Source organism: Streptomyces sp. NPDC041968, assembly GCF_055589025.1.
In genome coordinates this window covers 210167-230099 of record NZ_JBVJCB010000006.1, presented here as the reverse complement: position 1 = coordinate 230099, position 19933 = coordinate 210167, and the positions used below count along the sequence as shown (strand labels likewise).

The 19933-nt window shown below is 70.9% G+C and carries 18 protein-coding genes and 1 tRNA gene; 14 read left to right on the top strand and 5 right to left on the bottom strand.

Annotation, left to right across the window (positions count from 1 at the left end; translation table 11 throughout):
• The first annotated feature begins 90 nt into the window (after positions 1-90).
• The 4 genes from ACZ6EG_RS17015 to ACZ6EG_RS17000 all read left to right on the top strand — a co-directional run bounded on the left by ACZ6EG_RS17015 (position 91) and on the right by ACZ6EG_RS17000 (position 3664).
• Positions 91-2295 (top strand): ATP-dependent DNA helicase UvrD2, encoded by a 2205-nt coding sequence (locus ACZ6EG_RS17015; RefSeq protein WP_469605277.1) that lies wholly within the window; start codon positions 91-93, stop codon positions 2293-2295.
• Positions 2296-2459: 164 nt separating this feature from the next.
• Complete coding sequence (locus tag ACZ6EG_RS17010; RefSeq protein ID WP_391969645.1) at positions 2460-2792, top strand: hypothetical protein; 333 nt, start codon at positions 2460-2462, stop codon at positions 2790-2792.
• Between the two features lie 174 nt (positions 2793-2966).
• The gene (locus ACZ6EG_RS17005) at positions 2967-3344 is read left to right on the top strand and encodes a WhiB family transcriptional regulator (protein ID WP_469605272.1); all 378 of its coding nucleotides are present in this window, start codon (positions 2967-2969) and stop codon (positions 3342-3344) included.
• Positions 3341-3664 carry a hypothetical protein gene (locus ACZ6EG_RS17000; RefSeq protein WP_391969643.1) on the top strand — a complete coding sequence of 108 codons (324 nt, stop codon included), beginning with the start codon at positions 3341-3343 and terminating at the stop codon, positions 3662-3664. The genes ACZ6EG_RS17005 and ACZ6EG_RS17000 overlap by 4 nt, the downstream gene beginning before the upstream one ends.
• A gap of 105 nt (positions 3665-3769) precedes the next feature.
• On the opposite strand, the gene ACZ6EG_RS16995 is transcribed toward ACZ6EG_RS17000, so the two are convergent.
• Positions 3770-5161, bottom strand: a complete 1392-nt coding sequence (locus tag ACZ6EG_RS16995; protein WP_391969642.1) for an ABC1 kinase family protein — start codon at positions 5159-5161, stop codon at positions 3770-3772.
• Entirely contained in the window at positions 5154-6368 is a 1215-nt protein-coding gene (locus tag ACZ6EG_RS16990; protein ID WP_469605268.1) for a TOMM precursor leader peptide-binding protein, read from the bottom strand. Before ACZ6EG_RS16990 ends, ACZ6EG_RS16995 begins: the two co-directional genes overlap by 8 nt.
• 266 nt (positions 6369-6634) lie before the next feature.
• Between ACZ6EG_RS16990 and ACZ6EG_RS16985 the strand changes: the two genes are divergently transcribed.
• From ACZ6EG_RS16985 to ACZ6EG_RS16970, 4 genes are all read left to right on the top strand, one after another.
• Positions 6635-7231, top strand: coding sequence for a M48 metallopeptidase family protein (locus ACZ6EG_RS16985; RefSeq protein ID WP_356604375.1), 597 nt, complete (start codon positions 6635-6637; stop codon positions 7229-7231).
• 147 nt (positions 7232-7378) lie between these two features.
• Positions 7379-9127, top strand: a complete 1749-nt coding sequence (locus tag ACZ6EG_RS16980; protein WP_469605264.1) for a TerD family protein — start codon at positions 7379-7381, stop codon at positions 9125-9127.
• 13 nt (positions 9128-9140) lie between these two features.
• Complete coding sequence (locus ACZ6EG_RS16975) at positions 9141-9821, top strand: AIM24 family protein (protein ID WP_053136797.1); 681 nt, start codon at positions 9141-9143, stop codon at positions 9819-9821.
• A 17-nt stretch (positions 9822-9838) separates the two neighbouring features.
• Positions 9839-10594, top strand: coding sequence for an AIM24 family protein (locus tag ACZ6EG_RS16970; protein ID WP_391969639.1), 756 nt, complete (start codon positions 9839-9841; stop codon positions 10592-10594).
• Positions 10595-10656: 62 nt separating this feature from the next.
• On the opposite strand, the gene ACZ6EG_RS16965 is transcribed toward ACZ6EG_RS16970, so the two are convergent.
• A complete protein-coding gene (locus ACZ6EG_RS16965) occupies positions 10657-11172 on the bottom strand; it encodes an NUDIX hydrolase (RefSeq protein ID WP_469605260.1) in 516 nt (171 codons plus the stop codon).
• Entirely contained in the window at positions 11169-12635 is a 1467-nt protein-coding gene (locus ACZ6EG_RS16960) for a zinc-dependent metalloprotease (protein WP_391969637.1), read from the bottom strand. Before ACZ6EG_RS16960 ends, ACZ6EG_RS16965 begins: the two co-directional genes overlap by 4 nt.
• A 192-nt stretch (positions 12636-12827) precedes the next feature.
• Between ACZ6EG_RS16960 and ACZ6EG_RS16955 the strand changes: the two genes are divergently transcribed.
• From ACZ6EG_RS16955 to ACZ6EG_RS16940, 4 genes are all read left to right on the top strand, one after another.
• Positions 12828-13949, top strand: coding sequence for an SDR family oxidoreductase (locus ACZ6EG_RS16955; protein ID WP_469605255.1), 1122 nt, complete (start codon positions 12828-12830; stop codon positions 13947-13949).
• Between the two features lie 177 nt (positions 13950-14126).
• Positions 14127-14588, top strand: a complete 462-nt coding sequence (locus ACZ6EG_RS16950; RefSeq protein ID WP_469605252.1) for a molybdenum cofactor biosynthesis protein MoaE — start codon at positions 14127-14129, stop codon at positions 14586-14588.
• A 123-nt stretch (positions 14589-14711) separates the two neighbouring features.
• Positions 14712-14876 carry a hypothetical protein gene (locus ACZ6EG_RS16945; RefSeq protein ID WP_356604389.1) on the top strand — a complete coding sequence of 55 codons (165 nt, stop codon included), beginning with the start codon at positions 14712-14714 and terminating at the stop codon, positions 14874-14876.
• 52 nt (positions 14877-14928) lie between these two features.
• On the top strand, positions 14929-16023 hold the full coding sequence (locus ACZ6EG_RS16940; protein WP_391969635.1) for a YlbL family protein: 1095 nt from the start codon (positions 14929-14931) through the stop codon (positions 16021-16023).
• A gap of 42 nt (positions 16024-16065) precedes the next feature.
• Here ACZ6EG_RS16940 and ACZ6EG_RS16935 read toward each other — a convergent pair whose 3' ends face one another.
• Complete coding sequence (locus ACZ6EG_RS16935; RefSeq protein ID WP_391969634.1) at positions 16066-16608, bottom strand: PPA1309 family protein; 543 nt, start codon at positions 16606-16608, stop codon at positions 16066-16068.
• Between the two features lie 164 nt (positions 16609-16772).
• Between ACZ6EG_RS16935 and ACZ6EG_RS16930 the strand changes: the two genes are divergently transcribed.
• Entirely contained in the window at positions 16773-19739 is a 2967-nt protein-coding gene (locus tag ACZ6EG_RS16930; protein ID WP_469605551.1) for a UPF0182 family membrane protein, read from the top strand.
• A 97-nt stretch (positions 19740-19836) separates the two neighbouring features.
• Positions 19837-19910, top strand: a tRNA-Met gene (locus tag ACZ6EG_RS16925).
• Positions 19911-19933 lie beyond the last annotated feature (23 nt).

The following is a 19933-nucleotide window of genomic DNA, read 5'->3' as shown; positions in this document are numbered from 1 at the left end:
CACGTGACGCCCGTCGCACCGGTACGACAATCGGTGCGTGCCTGTGGACAACCGGCTCACCTGTCTCCCGCGACCTGGCAGCATGGCGGTGTGACAGCAGCAACGCACTCCACCCTTTTCCCGCAGGTACCGGACTCGGCCGACGCGGTGCTCGAAGGGCTCGACCCCGAGCAGCGCGAGGTGGCGACCGCCCTGCGCGGTCCGGTGTGCGTGCTGGCGGGCGCCGGGACCGGCAAGACCCGGGCGATCACCCACCGCATCGCCTACGGAGTGCGCGCCGGAATCCTCCAGCCGTCCAGCGTGCTCGCCGTCACCTTCACCAACCGCGCCGCCGGGGAGATGCGCGGCCGACTGCGCCAGCTCGGTGCCGCGGGAGTGCAGGCCCGCACCTTCCACTCGGCGGCGCTGCGCCAGCTCCAGTACTTCTGGCCGAAAGCGATCGGCGGCTCACTGCCCAGGCTCGTCGACCGCAAGATCCAGCTCGTCGCCGACGCTGCCGCCGCTTGCCGCGTCCGTCTCGAACGGAGCGAGCTGCGCGACGTCACCGCCGAGATCGAGTGGTCCAAGGTGACCCAGACCGTCCCCGCCGACTACGCCCTCGCGGCGGCCAAGGCCGGCCGTGAGGCACCCCGCGACCCCGCCGAGATCGCCCAGCTCTACGCCGCCTACGAGGACCTCAAGCGCGGGCGGTCCGTCATCGACTTCGAGGACGTGCTGCTGCTCACGGTGGCCGTCCTCCAGGACCGACGCGACGTCGCCGAGCAGGTCCGCGCCCAGTATCAGCACTTCGTCGTCGACGAGTACCAGGACGTCAGTCCACTCCAGCAGCGACTGCTGGAGTTGTGGCTCGGGGACCGTGACGACCTGTGCGTGGTCGGTGACGCCAGTCAGACGATCTACTCGTTCACAGGAGCAACCCCCGACCATCTGCTCGACTTCCGGAGCCGTCACCCGGGCGCCACCGTCGTCAAGCTGGTCCGCGACTACCGCTCCACCCCGCAGGTCGTGCACCTCGCCGACGGCCTGCTCGCCCAGGCCAGCGGCCGAGCCGCCGACCACCGGCTGGAACTGGTCTCCCAGCGGCCTGCGGGCCCCGAGCCGGTCTACACCGAGTACGCCGACGAGCCGGCCGAGGCCGAGGGTGCGGCCCGCCGAATCCGGGAGCTTGTCGACGCGGGTGTTCCGGCTGCCGAGATCGCGGTGCTGTTCCGCACCAACAGCCAGTCCGAGACCTATGAACAGGCTCTCGCCGACGCCGGAGTCCCGTACCAGCTGCGGGGCGCCGAGCGCTTCTTCGACCGCCCGGAGGTGCGCAAGGCCCACAGTTCCCTGCGGGCGGCCGCGCGCTTCGGCGGCAACGACTCGCTCCTCGACGATGTCGTGGACCTGCCCTCGCAGGTGCGTGCGGTGCTGTCCGGTGAGGGGTGGACCACCCAGCCCCCGGCCGGGTCGGGCGCGGTCCGGGAGCGGTGGGAGTCGCTGGCCGCCCTCGTGGGTCTCGCCCAGGACTTCGCCACCGCCCGAGCGGGTGCCACGCTGAGCGACCTCGTCATGGAACTCGACGAGCGGGCCGGGGCCCAGCACGCTCCGACGGTGCAGGGCGTCACGCTGGCCTCCCTGCACTCGGCCAAGGGGCTGGAGTGGGACGTCGTCTTCCTGGTGGGCGTCACCGAGGGCATGATGCCGATCGCCTACGCAAAGACCGACGAGCAGATCGAGGAGGAGCGCCGCCTCCTCTATGTCGGCGTCACCCGCGCGCGTGAACGGCTGCACCTCTCCTGGGCACTGGCGCGCTCGCCCGGCGGCCGGGCGAGCCGCCGGCCCAGCCGTTTCCTGAAAGGGCTGCGCCCCGGTTCGGGCGCGGCGGCCGGGCGCACGGCCGCGGGCGGCTCCGGAGGTGTGGAACGCGGTGTCGGAAGGAACGGTGCCGTGGCCGCGGCCGTCCCGAGACGGACCCAGCGGACCCCGGCCCGCTGCCGGGTCTGCGGGCGCACCCTCACCGACGCGGGCGAGATGAAGCTGATGCGCTGCGAGGACTGCCCGTCCGACATGGACGAGGGCGTCTACGAGCGGCTGCGCGAGTGGCGCGCGGTCCAGGCGGGACGCAGCGGGCAACCCGCGTTCTGCGTCTTCACCGACAAGACGCTGATGGCGATCGCCGAGTCCGTCCCCGAGGACGAGCGTGAGCTGGCCCGGATCCCGGGAGTCGGAGCGCGCAAGCTCAACCGCTACGGAGCCGATGTCCTGGCCATCTGCGCAGGCCAGGACGGGGTGGGGCGGGACGACGACGACTGATGCGAACTCGTCGAAAAAATAGTTTGCGCATGCCCCGGGAATCCCCATAGGTTCTTGGTCACGGGAGCAGCGGCCTTCCCGAAGGCCCTGAAACCGTGTTGTACTTGCATATCCGTGGACTGGTTCATCCCAGTCCCCCGAGACGCCGAGAGGAGGCGAGTTCAGTGATCAGCATCAACATCAGCTCCGTCGTCAGCTCCACCGCCAAACTGACCGATCGCTCGGCCGTCTCCCTGTGCACGCTCGGCGCCTCGAACCCGGGCACCGGTCTGTCCGGCATGCGCGCCGTGCGTCCGGCCTCCGCCTCCGTTGTCCCCGCGGACCTTCCCGTCCGTGAGCGCAATGAGCGACCGACCAAGGCACTGGAAGCAGCAGTAGCGGCACAGGCCCCTGCCTATGCCTTTACCGCGACCGGTGCCGGATTCCGGAAGCAGACGACGCAGCACCACCTGATGTGGGCCTTCCGTGGGCCAGAACCCTGGAGTGATCCAGCCTGATCTCGATCAGGCCGGCGCCTTCAGGGCCGCGGAACCCCACCCGGGATCCGCGGCCCTTCTGTTTGTCCCCGAACGGGGGCGACAGCACGAAGGAGCCTCGGGACAAGAAAAGAACCCGGTACCAAGCCGCCAACCGGCCAACCGGCCGGAACGACCAGACGAGGAAGACCACCCGTGCAACTCGAAGCGCACGCCCCGTCCGTACCGCATTCCGACACGATCCCCAAGCCCGTCCCCACGGAGGACCCCGCCTTGACCCCGCTCACCCCGCTCACCGCGCTCACCGCGCTCGACGACGCCATCGAGAACCTGGGCGTACCCGTCCCGTGCCGCTCCTACGACCCGGAGGTCTTCTTCGCCGAGTCGCCGGCCGACGTGGAGTACGCCAAGTCCCTCTGCCGCACCTGCCCGCTGATCGAGGCCTGCCTTGCCGGTGCCAAGGAGCGGCGTGAGCCCTGGGGCGTCTGGGGTGGTGAGCTGTTCGTCCAGGGTGTCGTCGTAGCCCGGAAGCGGCCCCGTGGCCGCCCCCGCAAGAACCCGGTCACAGCATGAACACCGCAGGAACGATCGACCGTCCCCTCACGCACGACCCCAAGAAGCAGGCCCCGATGAAGCCGTCCACCCACGACATCGCAGGCACCACGCCTGAAGACTTCACCACCAGCGGCGCGAAGGACTCGCGTCAGAACAGGACCCGAGAGATGCAACTCATCCCAGAAGCCCTGGCTCGTGCGCATATGCACGACCGCCTGCAGCAGGCCGAGCGGGAACGCCGGGCGCTGCGCCTGGCGACCGCTCGCCGGATGCAGCGCCGCGCCGAGCGCGCCTCGATGCGCGCCCGGCGCGCGCTCGCCATGGCGGTCATGCAGTAGCCGAACACCCGAAGCGGTGGCCTCCCGGCCCGGGAGGCGAGCTCTTCCCCGTGGGGCCGGTCCGTCCGAACGGACCGGCCCCACGGGGCGTTCAGCGGTGGAGGCTCACGCCTCCGCTGCCGTCCCGTCCACCTCGTACGCGTCCCCCGCTGCCTCGTCCTCGTCCTCGGGGCGGAACCCGACGAGCCACTCCTCCAGCTCGTCGCGCAGCCGCACCGTCGCCCCCAGCTGGCACAGCACCCCGATGGTGCTCAAGGTCACCCGGTGGATGAGGAGGTAGGCGGGCGGCAGATTGAGCTGCTTGGCCAACTGGTACGCCGGGGAGCGCGGGTCGCCGATCCGGGCCGCCTGGCTCCGCATCCAGCCACGGGTGAACGTGAACTCGTCGACGCGTGCCGGTTCGATGATCGGCAGAAGGTAGTCGAGGACGGCGTCGGGCTCCAGCTCTATGGACTCCTTGACGAAGCCCTCCGCGCAGAGCATCTCGTAGACCGCGTCGGCCTCGCCGTCCAAGGTCATGCGCAGGGCCGAACCGATGGGTTCGGGCAGACCGCCCGGGAGGCGGTCGACCGTGCCGAAGTCCAGGACGCCGAGGCGCCAGTCGTCCTCGCCGTCCGGTCCGCCGGACAGCAGCCGGAAGTTTCCGGGATGCGGGTCGGCGTGCAGCAGTCCGGTGCGGGCCGGCCCCGAGAAGAGGAAGTGGGCCAGGAGCTGACCGGCCCGGTCGCGCTGCTCTGGCGTACCGCCCGTGATGATCTCGGACAGCGGGATGCCGTCCATCCATTCGGTGACCAGTACCTGCTCGCACTGGTGGACGACGTCCGGGACCACGATGTCCGGGTCGTCCGCGAACTCCTCGGCGTGCGTCCGTTGGGCCTGCGCCTCCAGACCGTAGTCCAGTTCTTCAGAGACCCGGTCCTTGAGCTCCGTGATGAGCGGTTTGATGTCCATGCCGGGGACCAGCGGGCCCAGCAGGCGGGCGAAGCGGCTGAGCTGGTTCAGATCGGAGAGCAGGGCCTCGCCGGCGCCCGGATACTGCACCTTGACCGCCACCTCGCGGCCGTCGTGCCACACCGCCCGGTGCACCTGACCGATCGAGGCGGCCGCGGCCGGCTTGTCCTCGAACTCCAGGAACAGGTCGGGCCAGTCCTCGCCGAGCCGCTCAGCCAGCACGCCGTGTACCGTGCGCGTCGGCATCGGCGGTGCCGCTTCCTGCAGCTTGGTCAGCGCCGCCCGGTAGGGGCCGGCGACCTCCTCGGGCAGTGCCGACTCGAAGACGGACAGGGCCTGTCCGAACTTCATCGCCCCGCCCTTCAGCTCGCCCAGCACCTTGAACAGCTGCTCCGCGGTGCGTTGCTGCAACTGCTGGCCGACGATCTCCGCGGACTCACCCACGATGCGCTTGCCGAGCCCCCAGGTGGCCCGCCCGGCGAAGCCGAGCGGGAGCGCGGCGAGCTTGGCGGTCCGGGTGACCGCCTTGCGCGGAAGATCAGACATGCGCCCTCCAAGTCACAGCCGGCCGCGCCGGTACTGCCTTACGGCGTACTCCCGCTGACGGCCCTTGCCCAGCCATTGTCGCGCGCCGCTCCCCGTACTCGGAGGTGTGTTCCTGCCCACCTTTTCCGGCGGCACCGCACGGACAGGCGGGGTGAGCCCGGACGGGGTGCGTGTGCCACCGCAGGCCGGGCAGAGAGACCTCCCATCGCGCGCCGGCGCTCGAGGGCGTCCGGCCGTCCAGGAAGGCAAGCGCGTGGGCCGCGGCCAGCCCGGCGACCGTCGTGGCGAGGGTGAGGTCGCAGGGACGCACCCGCGGCCGGGTGCCGGAGCGCCACTGGGCGACCAGGCGGGGCCAGACCGGGTCCCGGTCGGCGCGCTCCGCGTGCAGGCAGCCCGCGCAGCCGGTCTCGCCCGGCAGGACGAGGGGGCCGACGACGCCGGTCCCCTCCACGACGCCGGCGTACAGATGGGGCGTACCCGAGGCCATCAGGGACTCCGCGGCGGCGGGGTCGGGGGCGTGCACCGCGACATCGTCGCGCGGGGCGACGACCACCAGGGAGAATCCCGAAACGGCCTCCCCGGCCGAGGGCGTGGAACCGCTGCGCGGCGGTCGGCCGGGGGCGGCGCGGCGGACGACACGGCGGGCGGTCTCGTCCCGGCGGTCGCCGACGGACTCGGCGGGGAGCCCGCCGGGGGCGACGTCCCCCGGCTCGACGCATCCGCCGTCGAGTACCTCCACCCCGCCGACACCGGCACCCGACAACAGGGCGGACAGCACCGCGCCCACCCGCCCCGCACCCATGACCCGCACCCGGAGGGACCGCCGGGCCGCGAGGTGCCTGATCGCGTCACCCGGTTCGGAGGTGGTCAGGGACAGGGAGGCCAGATCGGGACGGAGCCGGTCGAGGACCTCCTTCTGCTCCCGCAGGGCGTCGGCGTCCGGTCCGCCGCCCCGGGAGTCGTCGAGAAGCCCGGCCCCGGCCAGCCGGTCCAGCACCCGGTCGACGTGCCCGTCCGGCAGGTCCATGCGACGACCCTCCTCGCGCAGGAGCTGCGGACCGCGGGTGCCGTTGAGCAGTTCGAGGAAGCTGCCCGTCGCGGTGTCCACGGGGCCGAGCGTCAGCGCGTGCGCCGGCGTCATCCCGAACTGCACGGTGTTCAGGTCGCGCCAGCCGCGCCTGAGCGCGGGCTTCACCATCGGATGCATGCCAGGTCCCCCGTAGGTCTTCGCAGGTGGTCGAGCGACACCGTCGGCCCGGCCGCGGTCGGACGCGTACCGGTTTGTCGGAGCGGTCGTGAATCTGTCGGCGAGTGCCAGCATGCCCGGATCCGTGATCGGCCGTCGAAAGTTGTCCACAGGCGGTGGGTATTCGTCGTACAAATCAGTCGTCCACCTCACAGGAGAGGCAGCGGATCGGCGCCGAACCCTTCCGGAGCCGGGACTTCCCCGTGTACAGCGGGTAACGTCGTGGCGTGTCCGCCGACCCACTGCACCGCGCCGGGGCGTCCCAGCGCACACCGACGAATCCACCGCCGAACGGCTCGGGGACGAGCGCGATCGAAGTCCGCAGGAGCACCCGGCGACGCCGGACGGTCTCCGCGTACCGCGAGGGCGACCGCACCGTCGTGCTGATCCCCGCCCGCATGTCCGAGGCGGAGGAGCGGCGCTGGGTGAGCGTCATGCTGGACAAGCTGGCCGCCCAGGAGAGCAAACGCGTCCTCGGCGACGCCGAGCTGGCCGAGCGCGCGGAGCGACTGTCGGGCCAGTACTTCGAGGGGCGGGCCCGGCCCGCCTCGGTACGGTGGGTCACCAACCAGAACACGCGCTGGGGCTCGTGCACGCCGTCCGAGGGAAGCATCCGGCTGTCGCACCGCCTGCAGGGCATGCCCGAGTACGTCGTCGACTACGTCCTCCTCCACGAGCTGGCGCATCTGCTCGTCCCCGGGCACGGGCCCCGTTTCTGGCGGCTGCTGGAGGCGTATCCGAGGACCGAACGGGCCCGGGGCTACCTCGAGGGTGTGGTCGCCGCCGACCGTCTGCCGCACGTGCCCGGCGCCCGCAACGAATAGCGCGCCCCCAGGGGGCGCCCCCGTCAGGTGTCCGACACGGCCCGGCACGGGTTCTGTACCGGGTCTGTACCGACGCCTTCCGGTGTCCGGGACAGCCGTTAGCCTGGCGCGACGCACTTACATTCGGATGGGGGACGGTCGTAACGCATGGCCAGGGAATTCCAACGCGGCCACAAGGCCAGGATCAGTGACCTCACCGCGGGCACGGATCTGTACGTAGGCGTGCAGATCTCCGGCCCCGGGCTGACCTTCGACATCAGCTGTTTCGGTCTGGACGCCGAGGAGCGGCTGTCGGACGACCGGTTCTTCGTGTTCTTCAACCAACCGAAGACCCCCGAGGAATCCATCCAGCTCCTGGGCGCCCAAGCGGGCGACACGGAGTCGTTCCGGGTCACCCTCGACCGGATTCCGCCGCAGATCCGGAAGCTCTCCTTCACGGCGACGATCGACGGCGCCGGGCAGATGTCCCAGGTGTCTTCCGGATACATCCGGATCGTCGCGGGCGGTGAGGAGGTGGCCCGGTACCCGTTCAGCGGCTCGGAGTTCTCCACCGAGCGCGCCGTGATGCTGGGCGACTTCTACATGAAGGACGTCTGGCGCTTCGCCGCCGTCGGACAGGGTTTCGACGGCGGGCTGGACGCGCTGCTGAGGAACTTCGGCGGAGAGGTGGCCGAGGAGGAGGCGCCCGCGCCGCAGCAGGCGCAGCAGCCGCAGGCCGGCGCGGTGCCGGGCTTCGCCCCGCCCGCCCAGGCCGCGGCGCCTCCGGCCTTCGGCGCTCCCGCCGCACCCGCACCCGCCCCCGCGGCGGCCCCGCCTCCCCCCGCACCGCAGCCCGTCCCGCAGGGCTTCGCCCCGCCGCCGGGCGCCACTCCGCCCCCGGCCCCCGCGCCGGGCCCGGGCGTGCACGCCGCGCAGACCATCGTCGCCCCCATGAACACCCCGCCGGGCGGCTCCCCGGTGCCGCCCCCGCCGCCGGGTTACGGCCAGCCGGGCCTGCCCGGTCAGCAGCAGCCGTACGGTCAGGTCCCCGGCCAGACCGCCCCGCCGCCCCCCGGGTACGGCCAGCCGCACACCCCGCCCCCGCCGCCCGGGTACGGCCAGCCCGGCCAGCCGACCCCACCTCCCGGCTACGCCCAGCAGGCCCCCTACGGAACCCCGCACGGCGCGCCACAAGGTGCCCCGCAGGGAATCCCGCAGGGCGCACCGCAGGGAATCCCGCAGGGCGCACCGCAGGGCGCCGGTGTGACGGCCGCGCTGCAGCAGTTCCGTGAGACGGCGACCGGGCAGCGCTGGACCCAGCAGAACAAGAAGCTCGTCCGCGTCGACCTCGGCGCCGAAGGCCAGCCCGTGCTGGCCCGGCAGGGCAGCATGGTGCTCTATCAGGGCAAGGTCGACTTCAGCTACAAGGGCGCCGGATTCGCCGGCCGGGTCGTGGGCAACGCCACCGGCCAGGAGATGCAGCTGATGCGCTGCACCGGCAAGGGACAGGTCTTCCTCGCCGACAACTCGGCGATGCTGCACCCCCTCGAGCTCCAGGGCGACGCCATCTGCGTCTCCGCGGAGAACGTCCTCGCCTTCGACGAGAGCCTCCAGTACGAGGTCCGCCGCATCGAGGGGCACGGCATCCCCGGAGGCGCGCTCTTCACGATGCAGTTCCAGGGGACCGGCACCATCGTCGTCAAGACGCACGGCGTGCCCGTGGTGCTGCCGGTCACGCCCACCACCTTCGCCGACTGCAACGCGGTCGTCGCCTGGTCCGCCGCGGCCCAGGTGGTCGTCTCCAGCCAGGTGCGGATGCGCCGCAACTCCTACGCGGGCGACACGGGCGAGAGCGTCAACCTGCAGTTCCGGGCGGCGCCCGGCAACTTCGTCGTCGTCCAGCCGTACGAGATCTGAGGGAGAGCCCGACATGAACCAGCCGCTCGCGGGCTACGCTCCCGCACCGGTCACCGCCCGCATGGAGAACCACGGCAACCACATGCTGAAGGTCGCCATGCAGACCGGACACGACCTCCTCGCGCGCGTGGGCTCGATGGTCGCCTACGAGGGCTTCGTCCAGTACGAGCCCAACCCGCCTGCCGTCCGCCAGATCGCCCGCGACTGGGCCACCGGTGAGGGCGCGCCCCTGATGAAGTGCTCCGGCGACGGCCTGCTCTACCTCGCCGACTACGGCGCGAACGTCGTCGTCATCAACCTCAACGGCGACGGGATCTCCGTCAACGCCACCAACCTGCTCGCCTTCGACGCGCACCTGACGTGGGGCGTCGAGCGGGTCAAGGGGCTGGCGAAGTTCGCCGGCCAGGGCCTGTGGAACACCAAGATCTCAGGCCAGGGCTGGGTGGCGCTCACCTCCCGGGGCAAGCCGATCGTCGTCGACTGCGGTGGCGGCGAGGACGAGACGTACGTCGACCCGGACGCGCTCGTCGCCTGGTCCCCGAACCTCAAGGTGAAGGGCAAGCGGAGTTTCAAGGCGCAGTCGCTGATCGGCCGCGGCAGTGGCGAGGCCTACCAGATGGCCTTCTCAGGTCAGGGAATCGTCGTCGTCCAGCCCAGCGAGGACAGCACCGACCGCCTCCGGGTACGGGGCTGAGGGGGAGCGAGAACACCATGCAGAGCCCGCTTTTCGCCTACAACGACCAGCAGACCCAGGAAGCCTGGAGCCTGCAGAACAAGCACATGCTCCGCGTCGCCCTCCAGGGCCACGACGACGTACTCGCCCGCAAGGGCACGATGGTCGCCTACCAGGGTCTCGTCGAGTTCGACGCCGAGTACCAGAGCGGCAACCAGTCACGCGCGCGTGCGCACACGGGGGAGGGCCTGGACCTGATGCGCTGCCACGGGCAGGGCACGGTCTTCTTCGCCAACCTCGCCCAGCACATCCACGTGATGGACGTCGACCAGGACGGTCTCACCGTCGACAGCAGCTACGTACTGGCCATGGACTCGTCCCTGCACCACGAGGTGATCGCGGTCGACAGCCTGTACGGCATCTCCGGCTCGGGGAAGTACCAGCTCAACATCACCGGCCGGGGCAGGATCGCCCTGATGACCTCGGGTGCCCCGCTGCTCATGCAGGTGACGCCCGACAAGTTCGTCAACTGCGACGCCGACGCGATCGTCGCCTGGTCCACCGGCCTGCGCGTGCAGATGCAGGCCCAGACGCACTCCTCCGGGGTGTGGCGGCGCCGGGGCAACACCGGCGAGGGCTGGGAGCTGAGCTTCATGGGCAGCGGCTTCGCGCTCGTCCAGCCCAGCGAGCTGCTGCCGCCGCAGAACGCGCAGCTCGGCTCGGGCCTGTCCGCGCAGTACGGCATGGGCCAGCAGGGTGCCCGCGGTCAGAACCAGGGCAACGTCTGGAGCTGAGCGCACAGCGCGGGCCGACGGCCCGGTAAGGGGTGATCGCATACGCGGTCACCCCTTACACGTCAGAGCCGCGACCGGGTCGCCTCCAGCAGGCGTACGACCGACTCGTCGGCCACGTCCGCGACCTCGGCGTACGGGAACCAGCGCAGATCGAGGGACTCGTCACTGATCGCCTCCACGGCCCCGTCCGCGGCCACCGCCGCGTACTGGACGTCCAGATGCCAGGCGCAGGGTGTGTGGTGCCGGTCGAGCCGGACCGGACCGCCGGGGAGCAGGGTCAGACCGGCGATGCCGGACTCCTCCGTGCCCTCGCGCAGGGCCGCCTGCGCCAGGGTCTGGTCGACGGGCTCGCAGTGACCGCCCATCTGCAGCCACATGCGCAACTTCTTGTGCAGGGTCAGCAGGACCTGGCCGCGCGCCGGGTCGATCACCAGGGCGCTCGCCGTGATGTGCCCGTCCCCGCAGGCCTTCCACAGACCGTCGGGGTGCGTGGCGAGGTGGTCCAGGTAGAGCTGCCGCAGTGTGTCCTGGCCCTCGTACCCCTTGAGGACCAGGACCGCGTCGTCGTGAAGGCTCACTCGGCGTCGTCGCTCCGGCCCTCGGCCCCGGTCCCGCCGTGACCCTTGTCGTCCTGCCCGTTCCCGTCCTTCTTCTTCAGGTCGGGCTTGCCGGCCGCCTCGCCGAGCATCTTGTCCAGCTCGGAGAAGTCGAGCTGCTCACGGTGGACGAAGCCGTCCGGGTCGTCCAGGTCGGTCGCCGTCGGCAGCATGTCCGGGTGGGCCCACAGGCCGTCCCGGCCGTCGACACCGCGCGCGTCCGTCAGCGACGCCCACAGACGGGAGGCGTCCCGCAGCCGGCGCGGGCGCAGCTCCAGGCCGATCAGCGTGGCGAACGTCTGCTCCGCAGGACCGCCCGAGGCGCGGCGGCGGCGCAGCGTCTCGCGCAGCGCGTCGGCGGAGGACAGGCGCGGCTTGGCGGCGGCGTGCACCACCGCGTCCACCCAGCCCTCGACCAGGGCGAGCGCCGTCTCCAGCCGGGCCAGCGCCGCCTTCTGCTCCGGCGTGTCCTCCGGCTGGAACATGCCCTGCTGAAGCGCCTCCTGCAGCTGCTCGGGGTTCTGCGGGTCGAACTGGCCGACCACGTCCTCCAGCTTGGCCGTGTCCACCTTGATCCCACGGGCGTAGCCGTCGACCGCACCGAACAGGTGCGAGCGCAGCCACGGCACATGGGCGAAGAGGCGCTGGTGGGCCGCCTCGCGCAGGGCGAGATACAGCCGCACCTCCTCCTGCGGCACGCCGAGGTCCTTGCCGAACGCCTCGATGTTCACCGGCAGCAGGGCGGCCTTCCCGGCCGGGCCGAGCGGCAGGCCCACGTCGGTCGAGCCGACGACCTCGCCGGCCAGAACGCCGACGGCCTGACCGATCTGGGTGCCGAACATGGCGCCGCCCATGGACCGCATCATGCCGATCAGCGGGCCGGCCATGGCCTGCATCTCCTCCGGCAGCACATCGCCCATGGCGGTGCCGACGCGCTCGGCGACCGGATCGACCAGCTCCCGCCAGGCGGGCAGTGTCGCCTCGACCCACTCCGCGCGGCTCCAGGCCACCGCGGTGCCCGCGCCCGACGGCAGCGCCGTCGCGTCGTCCAGCCACAGGTCGGCCAGGCGCACGGCCTCCTGGACGGCCTTGCGCTCGGCGGGGCCCACGCTGGCGTCCTTGGTGCCGTCCGGTGTGCCCTGGGAGACCGTCTGGCGGGCGATCTGCTTGGCCATGTCCCAGTTCACCGGGCCGCCCTCGTAGGAGAGCATCTGGCCGAGCTGCTGGAACGCGGCGCCCAGGTCGGTGGGGTTCATGGAACCGAACATGGCAGCGAACGGGTTGTCCGCACCGGGGCCGCCAAAGCCTCCGGCTCCGGGCATCCCGAATCCGAACGGGTTGGCCGGTCCCTGACCACCGCCGCCCTGCTGGTCCTTCTTCTTGCCCTCGTCGCCGTCGTCCGGCTCCTCCGGCGGAAGGCCGAATCCGAATGGGGTGTCACTCACGGGGTTCCTCGGCTGGTAGGGCCGCCGGTTCTTTCCGGCGGCACGGCTGCCCGACTTTCACACCCAGCGTAGACACCTGGGGCGGTTCGGGCCTCGGTGCTTCGCCGACTGGCGGCCTGCGGCAGGATGGATGCCACCTGGTACGTACGCGTCGAGCGCGCCCGTACTGAAGACAACCGCTGGAGACGCCCGGTGAGTTCCCCAGATCCGCAGGTTCGCGCAGCGCGAAACCAGTCAACCAGTTCCGCCCGCCCCCGCGCGCGGGGACCCGTGGTCGCGGTCACCGGTGCCGCCTCCGGGGTCGGGGCGCTGCTCACCGAGCGGCTCGCCGCGTCCGACGAGGTCAGACAGGTCGTGGCCATCGACGAACGGCGGGGGGAGTGTGCGGCGGCGCAGTGGCAGATCCTGGACGTGCGGGACCCCGCCATCGCCGAGAAGCTGCGCGGCGCGGACGTGGTGGTGCACCTGGCGCTCGACCTCGATCTGGAGACGGACGCGGCCGCCCGGACGGCCTACAACGTGCGGGGGACACAGACCGTGCTGACCGCGGCCGCGGCGGCCGGCGTGCATCGGGTCGTCCTGTGCACCTCCGCGATGGTCTACGGCGCCCTCCCGGACAACGAGCTGCCGCTGTCCGAGGACGCCGAACTGCGCGCCACGGCCGAGGCGACGGGTGTCGGGGACCTGCTGGAGATCGAGCGGCTCGCGCGGCGCGCCCCGCGGGCGCACCCCGGGCTGAACGTGACCGTCGTTCGCCCGGCGGTCCTGGTCGGGGGCGTCGACACCGCGCTGACCAGGTACTTCGAGTCGCCTCGGCTGCTGGTCGTGGCCGGGTCGCGGCCGGCCTGGCAGTTCTGCCACGTGGACGATCTGTGCAGCGCCCTGGAGTACGCCGTCCTGGAGAAGGCCGAGGGGGAACTGGCCGTGGGGTGCGACGGATGGCTGGAGCAGGAGGAGGTCGAGGAGCTCAGCGGGGTCCGGCGGATGGAACTGCCCTCGGCGGTCGCGCTCGGCGCGGCGGCCCGGCTGCACCGGATCGGGCTGACACCCTCACCGGCCGGCGACCTGGCGTACACGATGTACCCCTGGGTGGTGAGCGGCAGCCGGCTGCACGACGCCGGATGGCGGCCGAAGTACACCAACGAGGAGGTCCTCGCCCAGCTGCTCGAGGAGGTCTCCGGGCGGCATACCGTCGCCGGGCGGCGCCTCGGCCGCAAGGACGCGACGGCGGCGGGCGCCGCGGGAGCCACGGTGGCGCTGCTGGGCGCGGCGGCGGTGGTGCGACGGGCGCGGAAGGCGCGACGCCGCTTCTGAGCGGGCACCGCCCGGCCCGGATCTCCCGCGCCCGCCTGTCCCGTACGCCTGCCTGCCCAGGCCGCCCGCCCGTTCCACCACGGGCCGGTCCCCTGTAGAAGGCTCCAAAGCGGTACGCGCGCGTGCCGGGTGATGACGCTATTCCGCGCCGTCCGCGCCGTGGGGCACGATGGACGCATGGCAACCACGAGCGACCACCCGGGCGAGCTGGCCGCCCCGGACCCCGTCAAGCTGATCGGCATCCGGGAGACCCCCCTCTCCGTGGACGAGGTCTTCCGGGCCGTCGGCGACGACGGGGCCGGCGGCACCGCCCTGTTCGTGGGGACGGTACGCAACCACGACGGGGGCACCGACGTCGACCGCCTCGGGTACTCCTGCCACCCCAGCGCCGAGGCCGAGATGCGGCGGATCGCCGAGAAGGTCGTCGCGAAGCACCCCGTACGGGCGCTCGCCGCCGTCCACCGGGTGGGGGACCTGGAGGTGGGCGACCTCGCCGTCGTCGTCGCCGTGTCCTGCCCGCACCGGGGGGAGGCCTTCGACGCGTGCCGGCAGCTGATCGACGACCTGAAGCACGAGGTGCCCATCTGGAAGCACCAGACGTTCTCCGACGGGACCGAGGAGTGGGTGGGCGCCTGCTGACGGGACCACCGTCACCTGCGTACCTCCGGTTGCGTAACCGCACCCCCGGCGTGAGCGTTGTCACTGCGGATGGTTAATCTGCTGATCAGTCAGTCGCGGAGCTCATGGGGTTGGGAGGTCGGCATGGCAGCGCTCGCCTGGTTGCTGATTCCGCTGTTCGCCGCCGTCGGCGCGGGTCTGTGGGGCAGCTGGGCCAACCGGACCCGCAAGGCACGGGGCGACGGTCCCGAACTGGACGGGTACGCCCGGTTCCGCGAGGCCATGGAGCGGGCCCGTACCGGCGCCTGACCTGGCACCGCCCTGACGGTGTTCCGACAGCCGCGTCCCGTACTGTCGTGCCATGCCACGCCGCACCGCGACGATGCTCGCCTCCACCCTGATGCTGATCGCGCTCCTGTGCGCGGGTGTGTTCATCCCCGTGCCGTACTCGGAGATGTCCCCGGGGCCGACGGTGAACACCCTGGGCGATCACGACGGCGAGCCGGTGCTGCAGATCTCCGGACACAAGACCTACGAGGCCGGCGGCCATCTGAACATGACCACCGTCCGGGTCACCAGCGCCGAGTACAAGATGAACCTCGTGGAAGCGGTCTACGGCTGGCTGGCGCACGACAACCGCGTGGTGCCGCACGACACCCTCTACCCGGAGGGCAAGACGGAGGAAGAGGCCACCCAGGAGAACGCCGAGGAGTTCAGCCAGTCCCAGGAGAGCGCCAAGGTCGCCGCCCTGAAGGCGCTCGACATCCCGGTGAAGTCCTGGGTGGTCGTCTCCACGGTGGTCAAGGACTCCCCGGCCGAGGGCAGGCTGCACGCCGGTGACGTGATTAAGGCCGTGGACGGGAAGACCGTCGGGAAACCCGGAGACGTCGCCGACCTGGTGACCGAGCACAAGCCCGGACAGGACGTCGTCTTCACCATCGTGCCCGCCGCGGAGCAGACGGCCGCGGAGAAGGAGAAGCGGACACCCACGAAGACCGAGAAGGTCACGGTCACCACCGAGACCTCCGACGACGCGGGCGAGAAGCGCGCCGTCGTCGGGATCTCCGCGGGAACCGACCACACGTTCCCGTTCTCCATCGACATCAAGCTGGCCGACGTCGGCGGCCCGAGCGCCGGCCTGATGTTCGCCCTCGGCATCTACGACAAGCTCACGCCGGGCGACCTCACCGGCGGCACGTTCGTCGCCGGCACCGGCACGATCGACGACAACGGCAAGGTCGGTCCGATCGGCGGCATCGGGATGAAGACCATCGGCGCGCGCGCCAAGGGGGCCAAGTACTTCCTGACGCCCGCCGACAACTGCGCGGCCGCCGCCGAGGACGTCCCCGACGGGCTCACCCTCGTGAAGGTGGACACCATCGACGACGCCCTCGGCGCGCTCGGCGACATCCGCTCGGGGAAGACGGCCGACCTGCCGAAGTGCGCGGAGGGCTGACCGGCCCCAGCGGTCGCCGACTCCCGGCGGGGCCGGTCTCCGCTACTCCTCGAAGGTCGCCGTCAGAGCCTGGGCCAGACCCGGCACCAGCTCGGAGCCCGTGAGGACCTCCGTGGCCGTGTCCTTCTCCCGCAGCCGCAGGGCCGAGTCGCGGCTGCCGTCGCGCAGGACCGCGACCGTCATGCGGACCTCCTGGCGGTCCGGGTGCTCCGCCACCCACTGCGCCAGCTTCGTCTCGTTCAGCCCCTGGGGGACCTGGGCCTCGGCGGAGGGCGGCAGCATCAGGCGCTCGACGGCGAGGGCGCAGCCGACCACCGCGTCGGGCCAGGCGATGGTGCCCAGGAACTCGTCGAGCGGCTGGTCCGTTGGAATCTCGTCCTGCTCGATCGGGGTCAGGCCGGAGCTCTCCGGCTCGGCCTGCAGACCGAGCCGGTTCGCGAGCGAGGGCTGGTCCGCCGTCAGGCGGGCGGTGTCGACAAGTGCAAAGAGGCGTGCGGGCTGGTCCCAGCCGAGGCCGGAGACGTACTCGTCGATCTCGAGTACGGCCCGGGTGAGGGGGCTCGCTGCCATGGGGGTGTTGGACATGGTCACAATCCTGCCTCGTTACTGGCCCGAATCGGGAACCGAGTAAACGATGAGTAAGTTGCATATGTGTGGGCCCACGATCACGGGGGCGCACGGGGGGCCCGCGAACCCGAGGGCCTGACGGATCAACAGCGAACTTCGAGGTGCGCACCTTGGCTTTCCAGATGCCGGACCGCGGCGGAGGCCCCCCGACGGGGCCGCGGATCAGAGTGGGCCGCCCGTCCCGGCGCGTCCGAACCCTGCTGATGACACTCGGTGTCCTGGCCGTGCTCGGCATGGCCTTCACCATGTTCGCGGGCTTCTGGACGGACTGGCTCTGGTACCGGTCGGTCCACTACTCGTCGGTGTTCACGACGACCCTGTGGACCAAGATCGGGCTGTTCCTCGTGTTCGGCCTGCTGATGGCAGTCGCCGTCGGGTTCAACATCTGGCTGGCCCACCGGCTGCGGCCGCCGCTGAGCGCCATGTCGATGGAGCAGCAGAACCTCGACCGGTACCGGATGGGCATCGCCCCGTACAAGAAGTGGCTGCTCTTCGGCATCACCGCTCTGGTCGGCCTGATCGCCGGCGCCTCGGCGTCCGGTCAGTGGCGGACCTGGCTGATGTGGGTCAACGGCGTGTCCTTCGGGCAGAAGGACCCCCAGTTCAAGCTGGACGTCGCCTTCTACGCCTTCGACCTGCCCTGGTACCGGTTCCTGCTCGGCTTCGGCTTCGCCGCCGTGATCATCTCCGTGATCGCGGCCGCGCTCACCCACTACCTGTACGGCGGGCTGCGCGTCACCAGCCCCGGCGCGCGCGCCACGGCCGCGGCCACCGGGCACCTCTCGGTGCTCCTCGGCATCTTCGTCGCCCTCAAGGCCGTCGCCTACTGGCTCGACCGGTACGGGCTGGCGGTGAAGTCCAGCGACTTCAAGGCGACCGACAACTGGACCGGCCTGCGGTACGTCGACGCCAACGCCTACCTGCCGGCCAAGACGATCCTGTTCTGCATCGCGGTCATCTGCGCGCTGCTGTTCTTCGCCACCATCTGGCGGCGCACCTGGCAGCTGCCGGTGATCGGCTTCGGCCTCATGGTGCTCTCCGCGATCCTCATCGGCGGTCTGTACCCGGCGCTCGTCCAGAAGTTCCAGGTCCAGCCGAACGAGCAGGCCAAGGAAGCGCCGTACGTCGAGAAGAACCTGACGGCGACACGCGACGCCTACGGCATCGAGGGCACCCAGGTCGCCGAGTACCCGGGCAGGAGCGAGACCAAGGACAAGACCAAGCTCCGGGACGACGCGGACGCCGCGGCCTCCGTACGGATCATGGACCCGAACATCGTCTCGCCCACGTTCCAGCAGCTCCAGCAGATGCGTAACTACTACGCGTTCCCGACCAACCTGGACGTCGACCGCTACGCCAAGGACGGCAAGGACCAGGACACGGTCATCGGTCTGCGCGAGCTGAACCTCGCCGGAATCCCGAAGAAGAACTGGATCAACAACCACTTCCGCTACACCCACGGCTACGGCGTCGTCGCGGCCAAGGGCACCGAGGTCGACCCCGAGGGCCGTCCGGTGTTCACCGAGTCCGACCTGCCGTCCGAGGGCGACCTCGGCACCTACGAGCAGCGGGTGTACTACGGCGAGAAGACCACCACGTACTCGATCGTCGGCGGTCCCCAGAAGGAGATCGACTACTCCGACGACACCGGCGAGAAGACGTTCAGCTACAAGGGCGACGGCGGCGTCGACCTCTCCAACCCGATCAACCGGGCGGCGTACGCGGCCGCGTTCAGCGAGCCGCAGATCCTGTACTCCGGCGCGATCGGCGAGGGCTCGAGGATCCTCTACAACCGCACGCCCAAGGAGCGCGTCGAGGCGGTCGCCCCGTGGCTGACCATCGACGGCGACGCCTACCCGGCGGTGGTGGACGGCCGCATCCAGTGGATCGTCGACGCCTACACGACGACGAACGGCTATCCGTACGCGTCCCGTACGACGCTGGGCGACACCACGGCGGACTCGCTGACCGCGAACAACAACTCGCGCGCGGTGGTGGCCCAGCAGAACCAGGTCAACTACATCCGCAACTCCGTGAAGGCGACCGTCGACGCGTACAGCGGCGACGTCAAGCTCTACCAGTGGGACACCAAGGACCCGGTCCTCAAGACCTGGATGAAGGCGTTCCCGAACACGGTGAAGGACAAGAGCGAGATCTCGGGCGCGCTGATGGCGCACCTGCGCTATCCGCAGGACCTGTTCAAGGTCCAGCGCGAGCTGCTCACGCGCTACCACGTGAAGGACGCCAACACGTTCCTCAGCGGCAGCGAGGTGTGGCAGGTGCCGGACGACCCGACCAACAAGTCGGGCGACGCGGTACCGCCGTACTACCTGAGCATGAAGATGCCCGACCAGCAGCAGCAGGCGTTCTCGCTCACGACGACCTTCACACCCAACGGACGTGACAACCTCAGCGCGTTCATGGCGGTCGACGCCGAAGCGGGGACGGAGGGCTACGGCAAGATCAGAATCCTGAAACTGCCGACCAGCACGACCGTCGACGGACCCAAACAGGTCCAGAGCCAGTTCAACTCCGAACAGGACATCGCCGAGTCCATCAGGCTGCTGAGAGGCGGCGACTCGGAGGTCGAGTACGGCAACCTGCTGACGGTGCCGCTCGACGGCGGACTGCTCTACGTGGAACCGGTCTACGTCCGCGGTGGCGACCTCAAGTACCCGCTGCTGCGCAAGGTGCTGGTGAGCTACGGGGGCAACACCGCCTTCGAGAACACCCTCGACGAGGCCCTCAACAAGGTCTTCGGAGCGCAGGCCGCCGAGACCGATCCACCGGCGGACGAGGGCGAGGACACGACCGAGCCACCACCGACGTCCACCAACCCGACGGTCCGGGAAGCGCTGAGCGACGCGCAGGAGGCCTTCGACGCCGGGCAGACAGCCCTGGAGCAGAAGGACCTCGCCGCGTACGCCGAGGCGCAGAAGGACCTGGAGGAGGCGCTGCGGCGGGCCGAGGACGCACAGGCCAAGGCCGACGAGAGCGGCGGCAAGAACGGGGACAAGGGCGAGGACGGCAAGGCCAGTCCCAGCTCCTCACCGAGCGGTGACGCCGGCGGGGGCTCGGACAGCGGCTGACGGCGCTGCCCCGAGTCGACTCCGTGCCCCGCACGGGGCCGTCGTTCGACCTGGTCAGAGCCCACCCCGCGCCGTGATACGGTTGTGAACACAACGGCGCGGGGTGGAGCAGCTCGGTAGCTCGCTGGGCTCATAACCCAGAGGTCGCAGGTTCAAATCCTGTCCCCGCTACTGAAGTCGAGCGCTACGTGCGA